The organism is Actinacidiphila polyblastidii (assembly GCF_036353415.1).
Lineage (GTDB): Bacteria > Actinomycetota > Actinomycetes > Streptomycetales > Streptomycetaceae > Actinacidiphila > Actinacidiphila polyblastidii.
The window spans coordinates 99,975-114,418 of sequence record NZ_JAZEWV010000003.1 but is presented as its reverse complement, the minus strand read 5'-3'; the positions used below and the strand labels follow the sequence as shown (position 1 = coordinate 114,418).

General features: G+C 75.9%; 14 protein-coding genes. 4 read left to right on the top strand and 10 right to left on the bottom strand.

Going from position 1 to position 14,444, the window contains the following annotated elements; genetic code table 11:
- Window positions 1-62: 62 nt before the first annotated feature.
- From V2S66_RS05655 to V2S66_RS05640, 4 genes are all read right to left on the bottom strand, one after another.
- Entirely contained in the window at window positions 63-707 is a 645-nt protein-coding gene (locus V2S66_RS05655; protein WP_330793341.1) for an HNH endonuclease family protein, read from the bottom strand.
- A gap of 226 nt (window positions 708-933) precedes the next feature.
- On the bottom strand, window positions 934-2,157 hold the full coding sequence (locus tag V2S66_RS05650; RefSeq protein WP_330793339.1) for a TerD family protein: 1,224 nt from the start codon (window positions 2,155-2,157) through the stop codon (window positions 934-936).
- Between the two features lie 44 nt (window positions 2,158-2,201).
- On the bottom strand, window positions 2,202-2,906 hold the full coding sequence (locus tag V2S66_RS05645) for an alpha/beta fold hydrolase (protein WP_330793338.1): 705 nt from the start codon (window positions 2,904-2,906) through the stop codon (window positions 2,202-2,204).
- 61 nt (window positions 2,907-2,967) lie between these two features.
- Entirely contained in the window at window positions 2,968-3,786 is an 819-nt protein-coding gene (locus V2S66_RS05640) for an NAD-dependent epimerase/dehydratase family protein (protein WP_330793337.1), read from the bottom strand.
- Between the two features lie 201 nt (window positions 3,787-3,987).
- Between V2S66_RS05640 and V2S66_RS05635 the strand changes: the two genes are divergently transcribed.
- A complete protein-coding gene (locus tag V2S66_RS05635) occupies window positions 3,988-4,920 on the top strand; it encodes a 5-dehydro-4-deoxyglucarate dehydratase (RefSeq protein WP_330793336.1) in 933 nt (310 codons plus the stop codon).
- Window positions 4,921-4,937: 17 nt separating this feature from the next.
- On the top strand, window positions 4,938-6,140 hold the full coding sequence (locus V2S66_RS05630) for a hypothetical protein (protein WP_330793334.1): 1,203 nt from the start codon (window positions 4,938-4,940) through the stop codon (window positions 6,138-6,140).
- A gap of 288 nt (window positions 6,141-6,428) precedes the next feature.
- On the opposite strand, the gene V2S66_RS05625 is transcribed toward V2S66_RS05630, so the two are convergent.
- From V2S66_RS05625 to V2S66_RS05610, 4 genes are all read right to left on the bottom strand, one after another.
- Window positions 6,429-7,316 carry a hypothetical protein gene (locus V2S66_RS05625; protein ID WP_330793333.1) on the bottom strand — a complete coding sequence of 296 codons (888 nt, stop codon included), beginning with the start codon at window positions 7,314-7,316 and terminating at the stop codon, window positions 6,429-6,431.
- On the bottom strand, window positions 7,316-7,933 hold the full coding sequence (locus V2S66_RS05620; RefSeq protein ID WP_330793331.1) for a SigE family RNA polymerase sigma factor: 618 nt from the start codon (window positions 7,931-7,933) through the stop codon (window positions 7,316-7,318). Before V2S66_RS05620 ends, V2S66_RS05625 begins: the two co-directional genes overlap by 1 nt.
- A gap of 201 nt (window positions 7,934-8,134) precedes the next feature.
- Window positions 8,135-9,037 carry a class I SAM-dependent methyltransferase gene (locus tag V2S66_RS05615; RefSeq protein ID WP_330793330.1) on the bottom strand — a complete coding sequence of 301 codons (903 nt, stop codon included), beginning with the start codon at window positions 9,035-9,037 and terminating at the stop codon, window positions 8,135-8,137.
- Window positions 9,038-9,067: 30 nt separating this feature from the next.
- Complete coding sequence (locus V2S66_RS05610; protein ID WP_330793329.1) at window positions 9,068-9,838, bottom strand: IclR family transcriptional regulator; 771 nt, start codon at window positions 9,836-9,838, stop codon at window positions 9,068-9,070.
- Between the two features lie 147 nt (window positions 9,839-9,985).
- Between V2S66_RS05610 and V2S66_RS05605 the strand changes: the two genes are divergently transcribed.
- Window positions 9,986-11,536, top strand: a complete 1,551-nt coding sequence (locus V2S66_RS05605; RefSeq protein WP_330793328.1) for an aldehyde dehydrogenase (NADP(+)) — start codon at window positions 9,986-9,988, stop codon at window positions 11,534-11,536.
- Between the two features lie 29 nt (window positions 11,537-11,565).
- Here V2S66_RS05605 and V2S66_RS05600 read toward each other — a convergent pair whose 3' ends face one another.
- Window positions 11,566-11,916, bottom strand: a complete 351-nt coding sequence (locus tag V2S66_RS05600) for a DUF488 domain-containing protein (RefSeq protein WP_330793327.1) — start codon at window positions 11,914-11,916, stop codon at window positions 11,566-11,568.
- Window positions 11,917-12,035: 119 nt separating this feature from the next.
- The gene (locus V2S66_RS05595; protein WP_330793569.1) at window positions 12,036-13,130 is read right to left on the bottom strand and encodes an amidohydrolase family protein; all 1,095 of its coding nucleotides are present in this window, start codon (window positions 13,128-13,130) and stop codon (window positions 12,036-12,038) included.
- 143 nt (window positions 13,131-13,273) lie between these two features.
- On the opposite strand from V2S66_RS05595, the gene V2S66_RS05590 reads away from it, so the two are divergent.
- On the top strand, window positions 13,274-14,356 hold the full coding sequence (locus tag V2S66_RS05590) for a pyridoxal-phosphate-dependent aminotransferase family protein (protein ID WP_330793568.1): 1,083 nt from the start codon (window positions 13,274-13,276) through the stop codon (window positions 14,354-14,356).
- Window positions 14,357-14,444 lie beyond the last annotated feature (88 nt).

Below are 14,444 nucleotides of genomic sequence, written 5' to 3'. Positions count from 1 at the left end.
GCCCGACGCGTCCGGCCAGGTTCCGGCCGCCCCGGAGCGTGCCACGGGGCGGCCGGAACGATTCAGCAGCCGTTCAGGATCGACGACAGCGCCGACTTCTCCGCGCTGTCCACCGTCAGGCCGTAGTAGTGCTTGACCTGCACCCAGGCGCGCGCGTAGGTGCACTGGAAGGATGTCTGCGGCAGCCACTCCGCCGGGTCGTCGTCGCCCTTGGAGCGGTTGGCGGACGCCGAGACCGCGATCAGCTGCGGGCGGGTGGTGTCGTTGGCGAAGCCCTGGCGCTGCGCGGTGGTCCAGGCCCAGGCGCCGGAGTCCCATGCCTCGGAGAGCGGCACCAGGTGGTCGATGTCGAAGGTCGACGGGTTGGTGGTGGTCGCGTTGTCGTACGCGCTCGTCCAGTGGCCCGAGGTGGCCTTGCACGCGCTGTCGGTCACCACGCTGGTCCCGTCGCGCCTGATCACGTACTCCCGGGTGTCGCAGGTGCCGGAGATGGTGATCCAGGTCGGGAACAGGTCGCGGTCGTAGGTCGAGGCGTGCGTCTCGGCGGTGGCGGTCATGCCGGCGAGGTAGCTGCGGGCGGTGGACGCCGCGACGGGGGTGGGCAGCGCGGCCTGCGCGGTGCCGCTGCCGACGAGCAGCGCCGTCATCGCGAGCAGGGCCGAGCCGGCGACCGCGGACAGGCGGCGGAGGAGACGGTTTCTGGGCATGACTGAGCGCTCCCGAGGCTAGGGGTCCGGGCGGTACGTGTGGTGCCAGGACAGCGTCCCGCTCCGGGATCTATGCGGGTAGACAGTCAGCGGTAAAGGTTAGGTGAACATGACATTCCAGGAGGCCGCGCGCGTGAAGCGCACACCTGGGCACGCCGACGGCCCGGCCCCACAAGGGGGTCGGGCCGTCGGTCGGTACGGGCGCGGCAGCGCCCGGGAGGCTGTCTCAGAGCGCGGCGGCGCCGGGCTTCTCCATGCCGCGCGCGGTCCGCGAGTCCACGAACGTGCCGAGCGCCGTCATCTCCCACTCGCCGGAGAACTGCTTGACCATCTTCGCCATCAGCACACCGGTGCGGGCCTCGCCCTTCGTCAGGTCGAACCGGACCAGCTCCTCGCCGGTTCCGGCGTCCAGCAGCCGGCAGTACGCCTTGGCGACCTTGTTGAACTTCTGCCCGGAGTAGGAGTTCACCGTGAAGACCAGCCCGGTCACCTCGGCGGGCAGCCCGCCCAGGTGCACGGTGATGGCCTCGTCGTCGCCCGAGCCCTTGCCGGTCAGGTTGTCCCCGGAGTGCTGGATCGCGCCGTCCAGCACCATCAGCTTGCCGAAGTAGCAGGTGGCGAGCGGCTCGCGCTGCGGGCCGTAGGCGATGACCGAGGCGTCCAGGTCGATGTTCCGACCGCCGAAGGCGGGCTCCCAGCCCAGGCCCATCCGGACCGAGGACATCAGCGGCTTGCCGCCCTTGACCAGCGAGACCGTCTCGTTCTTGCGGAGGTTGACCCGGCCCTTGTCCAGGTTGATCCGGCCGGGCGCGGCGGCCGGCGCGGGCGGCGCGGCGGGCTGCGCCGGCGGGACCGGCGGCGGCAGGTGCGTGGCGGCCGGGCCCGAGGGCGGCGGCGCGGAGGGCGGCGCCGGGGCGGCCGGGGGAGCGGCGCGGGTGGCCGGGGCGGCGGGCGCGGCCGGCTCGTCCACGGCCACCCCGAAGTCGGTGGCGATGCCGGCCAGGCCGTCGGCGTACCCCTGGCCGACGGCGCGCACCTTCCAGGCGCCGCCGCGGCGGTAGACCTCGACGACGATCAGCGCGGTCTCCGGGCCGAGCCCGGCCGGCGCGAAGGTGGCGATCTCCGCGCCGTCGTCAGCGCCGCGGACGGTCGCGGTCGGCACCGTGCCGGCGAACGCGGCGCCGCCGTCGATGCTCGCGGTCACCACGATCTTCTCGATCTCCGCCGGCACCGCCGCGGTGTCGACGGTGATCGCGTCCGGGCCCGCCCCGCCGCCCGAGCGGTGCGCCACCCCCGGGCCCTGCGGCTGGTTGTAGAAGACGAAGTCGTCGTCCGAGCGCACCTTGCCGTCGGCGGTGAGGAGCAGGCCCGAGACGTCCAGCCGCACGGGCGCGGCGACCTCCACCGTCACCCGGGGCACGGAAAGAGGCACATTCGAGCCAGGCGTCATTGCGGTCATGCCCCCGTAACGAGCGACCGCGCTTTGCGGTTCCATTACCCGGGCGGAAGAGTGAGGCCGTCCGCCGAGGCCGCCGGCAGCGCGAAGGACTGCGCGGCGCCGGACGGCAGCGGGGCGAATCCGAGCAGGCCGCAGACGGCGCGGGCGGTCAGCCGGTGCCAGCGCGCGGCCCCGCGCAGCATGGCGTGGTCGCCGCGGGGGAACTCGTAGCGGGCCACCTGCGCGCCGGCCGCGCGGGCCCGTCCGGCCATCGCCAGCGACGCGGCGGGAGACGTGATCCGGTCGCCCCGCGCGTGCACGAAGACCAGCCGCGCGCCGCCGAGATGGGCCACCGGCTCGTCCGGCGGGCACCAGGCGGCGAGGGCGACCACGCCGGCCACCGTCGGCGTCCCCGCGGTCCGCAGGGCGGCCCTGGCCCCCATCGAGTGGCCGACCATCACGACCGGGGCGCCGCCGGTCAGCGCGGCCAACTCCTCCAGTGCCCGCGCGGCGTCGCGGGCGGTGTCGGCGCGCTCGCCGTTCCAGCCGCGGTGCCGGTAGCGCGCCTCCGCGACCACCAGGTCCCGGTCGCGCGCGGCGCCCGCGATCGCCCGTATGAAGGGGTGCATGCGCCGGGCCGGCGGGTTCAGCCGTCCGGGGCGGGCGATCCCGTGCTCGTACCCGCCGTGCAGGACGAGCACCGCCGCGGCGGCCTGTCCCGTGGCCGGCACCCGCACGGCCACTCCTCTGTACGCGTCCACCGCCCCTTCCTACACCCACCGGGGCCATCGCGGCGCCGCGGTGGGTGTGCGGGCGGGCCGGTCAGTGCGGCCAGATCGGGGGAGTGGTGCAGAAGGCGCCGCCGAGGTTCGCGTGCGCCGGGTCGGCGGGGTCCAGTTCGCCCTGCTCGGCGACGAGACGGGCCGCGAAGGCCTCGGAGTCGTCGCGCGGCTCGTAGCCCAGCGCCCTCGCGGTGGAGAGGTCCCACCACAGGCGGGTGTTGGCGGAGGAGCCGTAGACGACGGTGTGCCCGGTGACGTCCGCGGACAGCGCCGCGTGGAAGAGCCGGGCGCCGTCGGCCGGGCTCATCCAGACCGACAGCATGCGCACGGTGGTCGGTTCGGGGAAGCAGGAGCCGAGCCGCACCGAGACGGTGTCGATGCCGTGCAGGTCCGCGTAGAGCTGCGCGAGGTCCTCGCCGAAGCACTTGGACAGGCCGTAGAAGGTGTCGGGGCGGCGGGGCGTGGTGATCGGGATGAGCGGGTCGTCGCCCTGAGGCCGCGGGGTGAAGCCGACGGCGTGGTTGCTGGAGGCGAAGACCACCCGGCGCACGCCCTCCTCGCGGACCGCCTCGTACAGGTGGTGGGTGCCCTCGATGTTGGCGCGCAGGATCTTGTCGAAGGTGGACTCCAGCGAGATGCCGGCGAGGTGCAGCACCGCGTCGACGCCGCGGACCGCCTCGCGCAGCGCCGCCCGGTCGGCGAGGTCCGCGGTGATCACCTCGGCGCCACCGGTGTCGCCGGTGACCGGCTTGACGTCGAGGAGCCGCAGGTCGTAGCCGTAGGGCGGGAGCAGGTCGCGCATCAGGGTGCCGACGCCGCCGGCTGCGCCGGTGAGCAGGACGGTGCGGGGAGCTGGCATGGCGGGGCCTCCTCGGGAGCGGATGACCCGAGGGAGTATATCCATGGCTGGGGTTCATGTACGTGGACGGTGGTGGCAGGGTCGACAGGGCTGTTGACCTGGCCCGTCGGCTTGACCCGCGCCGGGAGTCTCGCCTAGCGTGGCAGCGTTCATGAATATGGACGTGAATCAGATGAGCGCACACCCTCTGGGGGGACCCCGATGACCTCACCCGCCCTCGCCGAGCGTCTCGACGGCCTGCTGTTCTTCCCCGTGACCGCCTTCGGCCCGGACGGCGGCCTCGACCTCGACGCCTTCCGCGCCCACGTGCGCGCGGGAGTGGACGCCGGGGCGGCGGCCGTCTTCGCCTGCTGCGGCACGGGTGAGTTCCACGCGCTGTCCCCCGAGGAGTTCGGCGCGTGCGTGGCCGCCGCCGTCGAGGAGAGCGCCGGCCGGGTCCCGGTCGTGGCGGGCGCGGGCTACGGGACCGCGCTCGCCCTGCGGTACGCGAGGATCGCCGAGGACGCCGGCGCCGACGGCCTGCTGGCGATGCCGCCGTACCTCGTGGTCGCCGACCAGGAGGGCCTGCTCCGGCACTACACCGCGCTCGCCGAGGGCACCGCCCTCGACGTCATCGTCTACCAGCGCGACAACGCGGTGTTCGCCCCGGAGACCGTCGTCCAACTCGCCCAGGTGCCCAACATCATCGGCCTCAAGGACGGCCTCGGCGACCTCGACCTGATGCAGCGCATCATCAGCACGGTCCGCTCCGAACTGCCCGGCAGCGACTTCCTGTACTTCAACGGCCTGCCCACCGCCGAACTCACCGGCCTCGCCTACCGGGGCATCGGCGTCACCCTCTACTCCTCCGCCGTCTTCGCCTTCTCGCCCGAGATTGCGCTCGCCTTCCACGCCGCGCTCGCCTCGGGCGACGACGCGACGGTCGGCCGGCTGCTCGACGGCTTCTACCGCCCGCTGGTCAACCTCCGCAACCAGGGCCGCGGTTACGCCGTCTCGCTGGTCAAGGCGGGGGTGCGGCTGCGCGGCCTGGACGTCGGCGAGGTGCGGCCGCCGCTGTCGGAGCCGGCCTCCGCGCACGTCAAGGAGCTGTCCGAGCTGATCGAGCACGGCCTCGCCCTGCTCGGCGACAACTGACCGGGCGGACACCGACGATGAGGACCTCCGCCTTCCTCTACCCGTGGGACGTCGTCGGCGACCCGGCCGCCGCCGAGCGCGTCGCCGCCCTCGGCGTCCAGCAGGTCACCCTCGCCTCCGCCTACCACTCCACCCGGGCGCTGACCCCCCGCCACCCCGGGCACCGGATCGTCACCGCGCAGTACGCCGCCGTGCTCTACCCGCCGGACGAACAGCGCTGGCGGGGGCGGGTGTTGCGGCCGCACCCAGCCGGCGCCTGGGCGGCCGGCGACGCCTGGGCCGAGGCCGCCGGCGCGCTCGCCGCAGCCGGGCTCGACGTGCACACCTGGGTGGTGCTCGCGCACAACTCCCGGCTGGGCGCGGAGCATCCGGACACCAGCGTCGTCAACGCCTACGGCGACCGCTACCCGTGGGCGCCCTGCATCGCCCAGCCCGCGGTCCGCGGATACCTGCTGGAGCTGGCCGCGGAGGCCGCCGCCCGGCCCGGCGCCGGCGGCGCGGAGCTGGAGTCGCTCGGCTGGTACGGGCTGGCCCACCTGCACGCGCACGACAAGATCGGCGGGATCGCGCTCGGCGACGCCGCCCAGTACCTGATGTCGCTGTGCTTCTGCCCGCACTGCCGGGAGGGGTACGCGGCCCACGGCGCCGACCCGGACGGCCTGGCCGCCGCCGTCCGCCGCGCACTGCGCGGCACCTGGTCCGAGGGCGCCGGGCAGGACGGCGACCCGGCGCAGCCGACCGGCGAGGCAGCGATCGCCGCGCTGCTCGGCGACCCGGCGTCGGCCGCGGCCACCCTGAACTGGCGGCGTGAGCAGTCCGGTTCGCTCCAGGAGCAGGCGGTGGCCGCGGTACGGGCGGCCGCCGCGCCCGGCTTCCAGGTGCTGCTGCACGCCGATCCGGTCGCGTACCGCTGCGGGGCCAACGCCGGGGTGGACCCCGCGCACATCCTCGGTGTCGCCGACGGCCTGGTGCTGCCCTGCACCGGAGGCCCGCAGGCGCGCGCCGCGATGCTCGGGCCGGCCGCCCCGCACGCCCGCGAGCACACCGTGCTGGCCGCGAACCTCACCGTCGTCGCCGGTATGGGCGGCAGCCCCGGCACGCTCGCCGAGGACGCCGCCCACGCCGTCTCGCTCGGCGCGACGGAACTGCGGCTGTACCACGCGGGACTCGCCTCGGACGCCGACCTGAACCTGGTCCGCGCGGCGCTGGCGGCGCTCTGACCGGGGTACGCCCGGTGATCTGAGCGCGATGCGCGCGGGGCCGCCGGGGGGCGGCTGCCGCGGGTGGTTCCCGGAGCGCGGCGATCATGGGGGTACCGCCGCGCTCCGGAGCTGCGCCCGCCGTGAGGCGGGAGGGTCGTGCACACCCAAGTCGCCACCGGGGCGCAGGAGGTTGCCGTGATGACGCGAATATTTCCGGGAGGTGACCTGCGGGGTCCATACCCCGGACGCCACCGGATCTCAGGACCGGCGTGCGCGGCTGCCGGCGGCCCGTTCGCGGCCCCGCGTTCAGTACCGTCCGGCGACCGCCGCCGCGCCGCCAGGACCGTCGGCGGCGACCGTGTAGCCGTCGCCGCCGGCGTCCCGGTCGCCGCCGTCGTGCTGGAACTGCCCGGCGAAGACGTACGTGCCGGCTGCCAGCGTCTGACCCGGGTTCAGCGCCCAGCGGTAGACCAGGAAGTCGCCCTGCACGGTGATCGCCACGGTGGTCTGCCCGGACACCGAGTCGTACGAGCCGGTGCTCGCCACCCCGGGCGTCCTGGCCACCCGCAGCTCCACCGCGAGCGAGGTCAGCGACCGGTCGGTGGTCAGCGTCACGTCGCTCTGCGTCCAGAACTGGTTGCTGCTGCCGTCCACGGTGCCCGTCGCGGACACGCCGTTGTCCCGCTCCGTGCCGTCGGGCGGCGGCGCGCCGGGGGCGGTGCCCTGCGCCGAGCCGGTCGGCGTCGCGACCGCGGTGGAACCGCCGGCCGGGGGCGCCGAACGTTGCGTCGGCGCGGCGCGGTGGCCGGGCCGGGTGGTGCGCGGCGATCCGGTCGCCGGGGACCGGCTGCTGCCGTCGCCCGAGGTGCCGCCGCCCGAAGTCCCCGGCGCCCGGCCGGAGTCGGGCGCCCGGGACGGGCTGGGCGCGCTGCTGCTGCCCGCCGTCACCGCGCCGGGGCCCGGCGCGGCGCCGCCGGTGACCGCGCCGACGGCCAGGCCGCCCAGGCCGATCGCGCCGGCCACCGCGGCGGTTACCGCCGCCACCCGCATCCAGGGCGCGGGCGCGTCCGCGCGGCGCCGCCCGGCGGGCGTGGCCGGCGCGGCCATCGCGCGCTCCACCCGGGCGAGGATGCGGTCCCGGTCCGGCCGGTGCGCGTCGGCCGCCTCGTGCAGCCGCTCCGGCAGTTCGGCCATCACACTCCCCGTCCGGTACGAGTACGGGCGCGCGCCGGGGGAGCGGGCGAGCCCAGGATGCGCGCCGGACCGGCCTGATCCGGGTCGGGCCCCGCCGGAGCCGTGCCGGCTCCCGCGGGGCGCGGCGCGAGCAGCCGTTCGAGTTCGGCGACTCCGCGCGACGTCTGGCTCTTCACCGTACCCACCGAGATGCCGAGCGCCGCGGCGGTGTCCCGTTCCGACAGGTCGAAGGCGTGCCGCAGCACCACGCAGGCCCGCTTGCGGAACGGCAGCCGCTGCAGCGCCTCGCGCAGGTCGAGCACCGCGGGCACGTCCGGGTCCTCGACCCGCTCGCTGCGCTGGGACCAGAACAGCGCCACCCGCCGCCGCTCGCGCACCGCGCTGCGGATCCTGGAGCGCGCCAGGTTGGCCACCACCCCGCGTGCGTAGGCGACGGGGTGCTCCGCGGCGCGCACCCGGTCCCAGCGGCGCCACATCGCCACCAGCGCGTCCGCCGCGAGGTCGTCCGCCGCGTCCGCCTCTCCGGTCAACAAGGCCGCGAGGCGGGCCAGTTCGTCGTAGTGCCGTTCGAAGAACGCGTGGAACGCGGCGGCATCGTCGTCGACGGCTGTCCCCACGGTCACCTCTTCCTGCCCGGTCTCCGGCCACGGCGCGGCGCGAGCGTAGCAGCGCCGTGAACCCATGGGCAGAGGTCGGGAGCGGGTGAATCCGGGAGCCGTCCCACGGGCTGTCACCTGCGGTGACCGCGGCGCCGCGGGCCCGTACCAGTGGCATGGGCCCGCGGCACGGCTCCGGCGCGAGCGGCGCCGGACGGGGTGTCAGCCGGGTCGGCCGGCGGTGCGCACGCAGCGCTGGACGCGGGTGACGAGGCGGAGGTCGAAGGGGCCGTGCGAGGTCTCGGGGCGCGACTCCAGCAGCGCGCGGACCCGGCCGAGGACCTCGTCGCGGTCGGCCGGCTCCCGCACCAGCAGGCGGGAGTGCGTGGCGACGGTCGCCACCAGGGAGTCCACGGTGCGCGGCTGGGCGTGCGGGAAGTCCTCGGTCGCCACCGGGGAGAAGCAGGGGTGCGCCCTGACGCCCCTGGTGTCCGACCAGTCGCGGTACGACACCCGGCTGCCCGACACCCGGCCCAGCTCGGCGATCCACTCCACCCGGTCGTCGTCGCTGTTCCACAGCGCGCCCAGCACGCCGCCGGGCCGCAGCACCCGGGCGATCTCCGGCAGCGCCAGGTCCTGGTCGAACCAGTGGAACGCCTGCCCGACGACCACCGCGTCCACCGAGGCGTCCGGCAGCGGAATCCGCTCGGCGCCGCCCGCCAGGGCGGTCGCCGCGGGGAACCGCGCGCGCAGTTGGGCCAGCATCGCCGGTTCCGGCTCGACCGCGGTCACCCGGTGGCCGAGCGCCAGCACACCCTCGGTGAGCTTGCCGGTGCCCGCGCCGAGGTCCAGCACGTCCAGCACGGCCGCGCCCGCGGTGGCCTGACCTCCGGTGCGCGCGGGCGCCAGCGCCCACTCCAGTGCGGCCCGCGGGTAGTCGGGGCGGTGCTCGGCGTACGCGGCCGCCTGCGCGCCGAAGGAGGCGGCCCGCCTGGCGTGCAGGTCCCGGCTGTCAGGTCCCGCGGGGTGGGCCTCCCGCTCGGGGTGGGCCTCCCGCTCGGGGTGGGCCTCCCGCTCGGGGTGGTCGGGCCGGTCGGTCGCGCGGTGCTCGTCGGAGGTCGCCATACCGGCGACCCTACGCAGCGCGGCGTACCGCTACAGCCGCCGGGTGGCGAGCAGCATGCGGTCCCGCGCGTCGAACAGCGTGTCCTTGATCATCTGCTCGTGGCCCGGGGTGAGCCGGGCCACCGGCACCGAGCAGCTCACCGCGTCGCGGGCCGGCGTGCGGTAGGGGATCGCGATGCCGAAGCAGCGCAGCCCCAGCGTGTTCTCCTCGCGGTCCACCGCGTAGCCCTGCTCGCGGATCTGGGCCAGCTCCTCGATCAGCTTCTCGCGGTCGGTGTGGGTGTGCTCGGTCAGCGGCTCCAGCGTCTCCGGCAGCAGCTTGCGCACCTGCTCGTCGGTGTACGTGGCCAGCAGCGCCTTGCCGAGCGAGGTGGAGTGCGCGGGCAGCCGGCGGCCGACCCGGGTGAAGGGCCGCAGGTAGTGCTGCGACTGCCGGGTGGCGAGGTAGACCACGCTGGTGCCGTCGAGGCGGGCCAGGTGGATGGTCTCGCTGGTGTCGTCCGAGAGCCGGTCCAGGGTGGGCCGGGCGGCGGCCACCACCTCGTCGCCGTCGATGTACGAGGTGCCGACCAGCAGCGCGCGCACGCCGATGCCGTACCGGGTGCCGGTCGCGTCGGTCTCGATCCAGCCCAGCTCGACCAGGGTGCGCAGCAGCATGTACAGGCTGGACTTGGGGTAGCCGACGGACTCCTGGACGGTGGCCAGGCTGTGCATGCCGGGGCTGTTCGCGAAGAACTCCAGCAGTTCCACCGTGCGCACCGCGGACTTGACCTGGGAACCTGCTCCCTCGGCAGCAGCCATCGCGTGAGACCCCTCTTGTTCGGCCGGGAGGCGTGGACGTAGGCTCCCCGACATAGATTCACATGTGAAGACGCCGTTCAGTATATAGAACCCCGGTCCGGGACACCCAGGCCCGGCGGCGGAAACTGCGGCGTGCGGTACGGATTGATGGAGGTTCTTCCGGTGGCAGTACCAGTCTGGAGCGTCGACCCCCGAACCGGGAAGCAGCGGGCGGAGGTCGGCACCGAGACCACGGCCGGGGAGGTCGACGCCGCGGTCCGCGCCGCGGCGGCCGCGCTCCCCGCGCTCGCCGACCGCAGCGTACGCTCCCGGCTGCTGCGCGGCGCCGCCGGGTTGCTGGAAGACTCCGCCGCCGAGGTGATCGCCGCCGCCGACGCGGAGACCGCCCTCGGCGTGCCCCGGCTGACCGGCGAGCTGGCCCGTACCGCCTACCAGTTGCGGGCCTTCGCCGACGTCGTCGACGAGGGCGGCTTCCTCGACGTGATCATCGACCACGCCGACCCCGCCGCGCAGCCGATCCCCCGCCCCGACCTGCGCCGCTACAAGATCCCGCTGGGCGTCGTCGCGGTCTACGCGGCGAGCAACTTCCCGCTGGCCTTCTCGGTGCCCGGCGGCGACACCGCCAGCGCGCTCGCCGCGGGCTGCCCTGTCGTCGTCAAGGCGCACCCCGACCACCCGGCCACCTCCGCGCTCTGCGCCGAACTGCTGCGCCGCGCCGCCGTCGAGGCGGGACTGCCCGCCGACACGGTGGTGCTCGTGCACGGCTTCGAGGCCGGCGTCGCCCTGGTCTCCCACCCGCTGGTGGCCGCGGCCGGGTTCACCGGCTCGATCCCCGGCGGCCGGGCGCTGTTCGACGCGGCCGCCGCCCGCCCCCGCCCGATCCCCTTCCACGGCGAGCTGGGCAGCCTCAACCCGGTCGTCGTCACGGCGGCCGCCGCCGCCGAGCGGGCCGAGCAGATCGGCGCCGGGCTCGCCGGGTCCTTCACCCTCGGCAACGGCCAGTTCTGCACCAAGCCCGGTCTGGTGCTCGCCCCGGCCGGGGACGACGGCGACCGGCTCGTCGCCGCGCTCACCGGCGCGGCCGCCGAGGCGCGGCCCGGCGTGCTGCTCGACGGCCGCATGCGCGAGAACTTCCTCAAGGGCGTCGCGGCCCGCGCCGCACTGCCCGGTGTCAGCGTCCCGGTCGGCCCCGGCGAGGGCGACGACGAGGCCGGCCGCACGGTCCGCCCCGGCTACCTGGTCGCCGAGGCCCGCGACCTCGCCGGCGCCGGCGCCTACGACCTGCTGCTGGAGGAGTGCTTCGGCCCGCTCACCGTGGTCGTGCGCTACGCGGGCGACGCCGAGCTGGCCGCCGTCCTCGACCGGCTGCCCGGCAACCTCACCGCGACCGCGCACCTCGGCGCGGACGAGGCCGCGCAGGACGGCGGCACGGCCGCCGCGCTCCTCACCCGGCTCAGCGCGCTCGCCGGCCGGGTCCTGGTCAACGGCTGGCCCACCGGCGTCGCGGTCGCCCCCGCCCAGCACCACGGCGGCCCCTACCCGGCCACCACCTCCACGTCCACCTCGGTCGGCGCCACCGCCATCGAGCGCTGGCTGCGCCCGGTCGCCTACCAGGACACCCCGCAGGCGCTGCTCCCCCTCGAACTGCGCGACGCCAACCCGCTCGGCGTCCCCCGCCGGGTGGACGGCGTGCGGTAGGGCCCACGCGGCGCGGGCTCGGGAGGGACTCAGGCCGACAGCCGGCCCAGCAGCACCGGCACATGGCTGCGGTCCGGGTCCTTCACCGCGGTCAGCAGCGTGACCGTGCGGTGCGCGGCGAGACCGCGCAGGCGCCGGAGCGGCTCCGCCAGCTCCGGCGCCGCCAGCTCGGCGCGGTACCGGCGCTCGAACTCCCCGTGCTCCTCCGGATGCGCGTGGAACCACGTCCGCAGCTCCCCGCTGGGGGTCAGCTCCTTCGGCCACTCGTCCACCGCGGCGCGCGCCTTCGCCAGCCCGCGCGGCCACAGCCGATCCACCAGCACGCGCACCCCGTCCGCCTCCTGCGCCGCCTCGTACACCCGCCGCACCTGGAATCCCATCCGCCCACCCTGCCATCGCGCCGCGGTCCCCACCCGGTCACCGGGCCCGCAGGGGTGGTGCCTCGTTCAGGCTGCGGGGTCTGGCGACGAGGACGGATCGGCGGGTCAGGCGGCGGGCTTCAGGCGACGATCGTGCCGCGCAGCACGATGCGGCGGGGCGCGGCCAGGACGCGGACGTCCTCGCGGGGGTCGGCGTCGTAGAGCACGAGGTCGGCCGGGGCGCCCTCGGTGAGTCCTTCGCGGCCGAGCCAGCGCCGGGCGTCCCAGGTGGCCGCCGAGAGCGCCGCGCCGACCGGCAGCCCGGCCCGCACCAGCTCCTCGACCTCGGCGGCGATCAGGCCGTGCGCGAGGCCGCCGCCCGCGTCCGTGCCCGCGTAGACCGCGATGCCGGCGTCGTAAGCGTCGCGGACGGTGGCGTGGCGGCGGGCGTGCAGCCGCCGCAGATGGTCGGCCCAGCGCGGGAACCGGGCCTCGCCGCCGGCCGCCAGCCGCGGGAAGGTCGCGATGTTGACGAGCGTCGGCACGATGGCCACGCCGTGCTCGACGAAGAGCGGGATGGTCTCCTCGGTCAGCCCGGTGGCGTGCTCGACGCAGTCGATGCCGGCCAGCACCAGGTCGGCGAGCGAGTCCTCGGCGAAGCAGTGCGCGGTGACCCGGGCGCCCTCCTGGTGCGCCGCGGCGATCGCCTCGGCCACGGCGTCCCGCGGCCAGCAGGGTGCCAGGTCGCCGGCCTCGCGGTCGATCCAGTCGCCGACCAGCTTCACCCAGCCGTCGCCCCTGCGGGCCTCCTGCCGCACGTAGGCGGTGAGATCGCCGGGCTCGATCTCGTACGCGTAGTTGCGGATGTAGCGGCGGGTGCGGGCGATGTGGCGGCCGGCCCTGATGATCTTCGGCAGGTCGGCCCGGTCGTCGATCCAGCGGGTGTCGCTGGGCGAGCCCGCGTCGCGCGCCAGCAGGGTGCCGGCGTCGCGGTCGGTCAGCGCCTGCCGCTCCGCGGTGTCCCGGTCGACCGCGCCGTGCGCGTCCAGGCCCACGTGGCAGTGGGCGTCGACCAGGCCCGGCAGCACCCAGCCGGTCAGCGTCGTGGCGGCGGCCGCGGCAGGCCGGGTGAACGTGATCCGGCCGCCGACGACCCACAGCTCGTCGGTCACGTCCGCCTCGCCGGGCCCGCCCAGCATCCGTCCCCTGATGTGCAGCACGTCCTGCTTCGCCATGCGTCGAGCCCCGCGTTCCGCCTCGCGTTCAGCCATGCACGGAACTGTACGAGGCGGCGGCTACGCTCGGCCCGTACGGTCCTGATCTTCCGCGAGGAGCGCTGCACGTGTCAGCCGAGCCTGCCCGGCCCGCCGGGTCCCGCCTGCCGGAGCCGTCCGATCCGTCGGCCCCGTACCCGCCGTCGGCGGGACCGCACCCGCTGCTCGACCTGCCGCCGCTGACCGCCGCGCGGTTCGCGGCGATCGAGCGCCGGGTGGCCGCCCTGCTGTCCACGCGGCACGACGTGGTGATCGCCCAGGGCGAGGCGCTGCTGCCGCTGGAGGGCTGCATCCGCGCCGCGGCACGGCCCGGCCGCGCCGCGCTGAACGTCGTGACCGGCCCGTACGGAAGCACCTTCGGCGGCTGGCTGCGCGACGCCGGGGCCGAGGTGGTCGACCTCACCGTGCCGTTCGACTCGGCGGTCGGCGCGGAGCAGGTCGCCCAGGCGCTCGCGGAGCACCCCGAGATCGACTTCGTGTCCCTGGTGCACGCCGAGGCGGCGACCGGCAACACCAACCCGGTCGCCGAGATCGGCGAGGTCGTCGCCGCGCACGGCGCGCTCTTCATGCTCGACGCGGTGGCGTCCGTGGGCGCGGAACCGCTGCTGCCGGACGCCTGGGGCGTCGACCTGTGCGTCATCGGCGCGCAGAAGGCGATGGGCGGGCCGGCGGGGGTCTCCGCGGTCGCGGTGAGCGAGCGGGCGTGGCAGCGCATCGCGGGCAACCCGGCGGCGCCGCGCCGCTCGTACCTCTCGCTGCTGGACTGGAAGGAACGCTGGATCGACGCGGGGCGGCAGGCGCTGCCGCACGCGCCCGCCCAGCTGGAGATGCTGGCGCTGGACGCCTGCCTGGCACGGATCGAGGCGCAGGGGGCTGCGGCGGTCGCCGCGCGGCATGCGGCCGCGGCGGCGGCATCCCGCGAGGGCGTCCTCGATCTCGGGCTCACGCCGTACGTGCTGGAGGCGCGGTGGGCCGCGCCGGTCGCCACCACCGTCCGCACTCCCGCGGGGCTGCACGCGGGCGAGCTGGTGTCGGCCGCGCTCGCGGCCGACCCCGGCGCCCCGCTCGCCCCGGGCGGCGGCGCCCTCGCCGCGGAGATGCTCCGCATCAACCACTACGGGCCCGCGGCCTCCCCGGACGCCGTCCACCGCGCGCTCAGCGCGCTCGGCGCCGCGCTGCACCGCTGACCACCCCGCCGGCCGGTGGCCGGCCGCGCCCACCCGACCCCGCGCGCAGCGCCGGGCGCCGGGCGCCGAGCGCGGGCCGCGTCGGGGG

Excerpts from the sequence above, each read along its gene's own strand:
- V2S66_RS05655 (WP_330793341.1), bottom strand. The coding sequence starts at position 707 with ATGCCCAGAAACCGTCTCCTCCGCCGCCTGTCCGCGGTCGCCGGCTCG.
- V2S66_RS05640 (WP_330793337.1), bottom strand. The coding sequence starts at position 3,786 with ATGCCAGCTCCCCGCACCGTCCTGCTCACCGGCGCAGCCGGCGGCGTC.
- V2S66_RS05600 (WP_330793327.1), bottom strand. The coding sequence starts at position 11,916 with ATGGGATTCCAGGTGCGGCGGGTGTACGAGGCGGCGCAGGAGGCGGAC.
- V2S66_RS05615 (WP_330793330.1), bottom strand. The coding sequence starts at position 9,037 with ATGGCGACCTCCGACGAGCACCGCGCGACCGACCGGCCCGACCACCCC.
- V2S66_RS05630 (WP_330793334.1), top strand. The coding sequence starts at position 4,938 with ATGAGGACCTCCGCCTTCCTCTACCCGTGGGACGTCGTCGGCGACCCG.
- V2S66_RS05595 (WP_330793569.1), bottom strand. The coding sequence starts at position 13,130 with ATGGCGAAGCAGGACGTGCTGCACATCAGGGGACGGATGCTGGGCGGG.
- V2S66_RS05650 (WP_330793339.1), bottom strand. The coding sequence starts at position 2,157 with ATGACGCCTGGCTCGAATGTGCCTCTTTCCGTGCCCCGGGTGACGGTG.
- V2S66_RS05605 (WP_330793328.1), top strand. The coding sequence starts at position 9,986 with ATGGAGGTTCTTCCGGTGGCAGTACCAGTCTGGAGCGTCGACCCCCGA.
- V2S66_RS05610 (WP_330793329.1), bottom strand. The coding sequence starts at position 9,838 with ATGGCTGCTGCCGAGGGAGCAGGTTCCCAGGTCAAGTCCGCGGTGCGC.
- V2S66_RS05625 (WP_330793333.1), bottom strand. The coding sequence starts at position 7,316 with ATGGCCGAACTGCCGGAGCGGCTGCACGAGGCGGCCGACGCGCACCGG.
- V2S66_RS05635 (WP_330793336.1), top strand. The coding sequence starts at position 3,988 with ATGACCTCACCCGCCCTCGCCGAGCGTCTCGACGGCCTGCTGTTCTTC.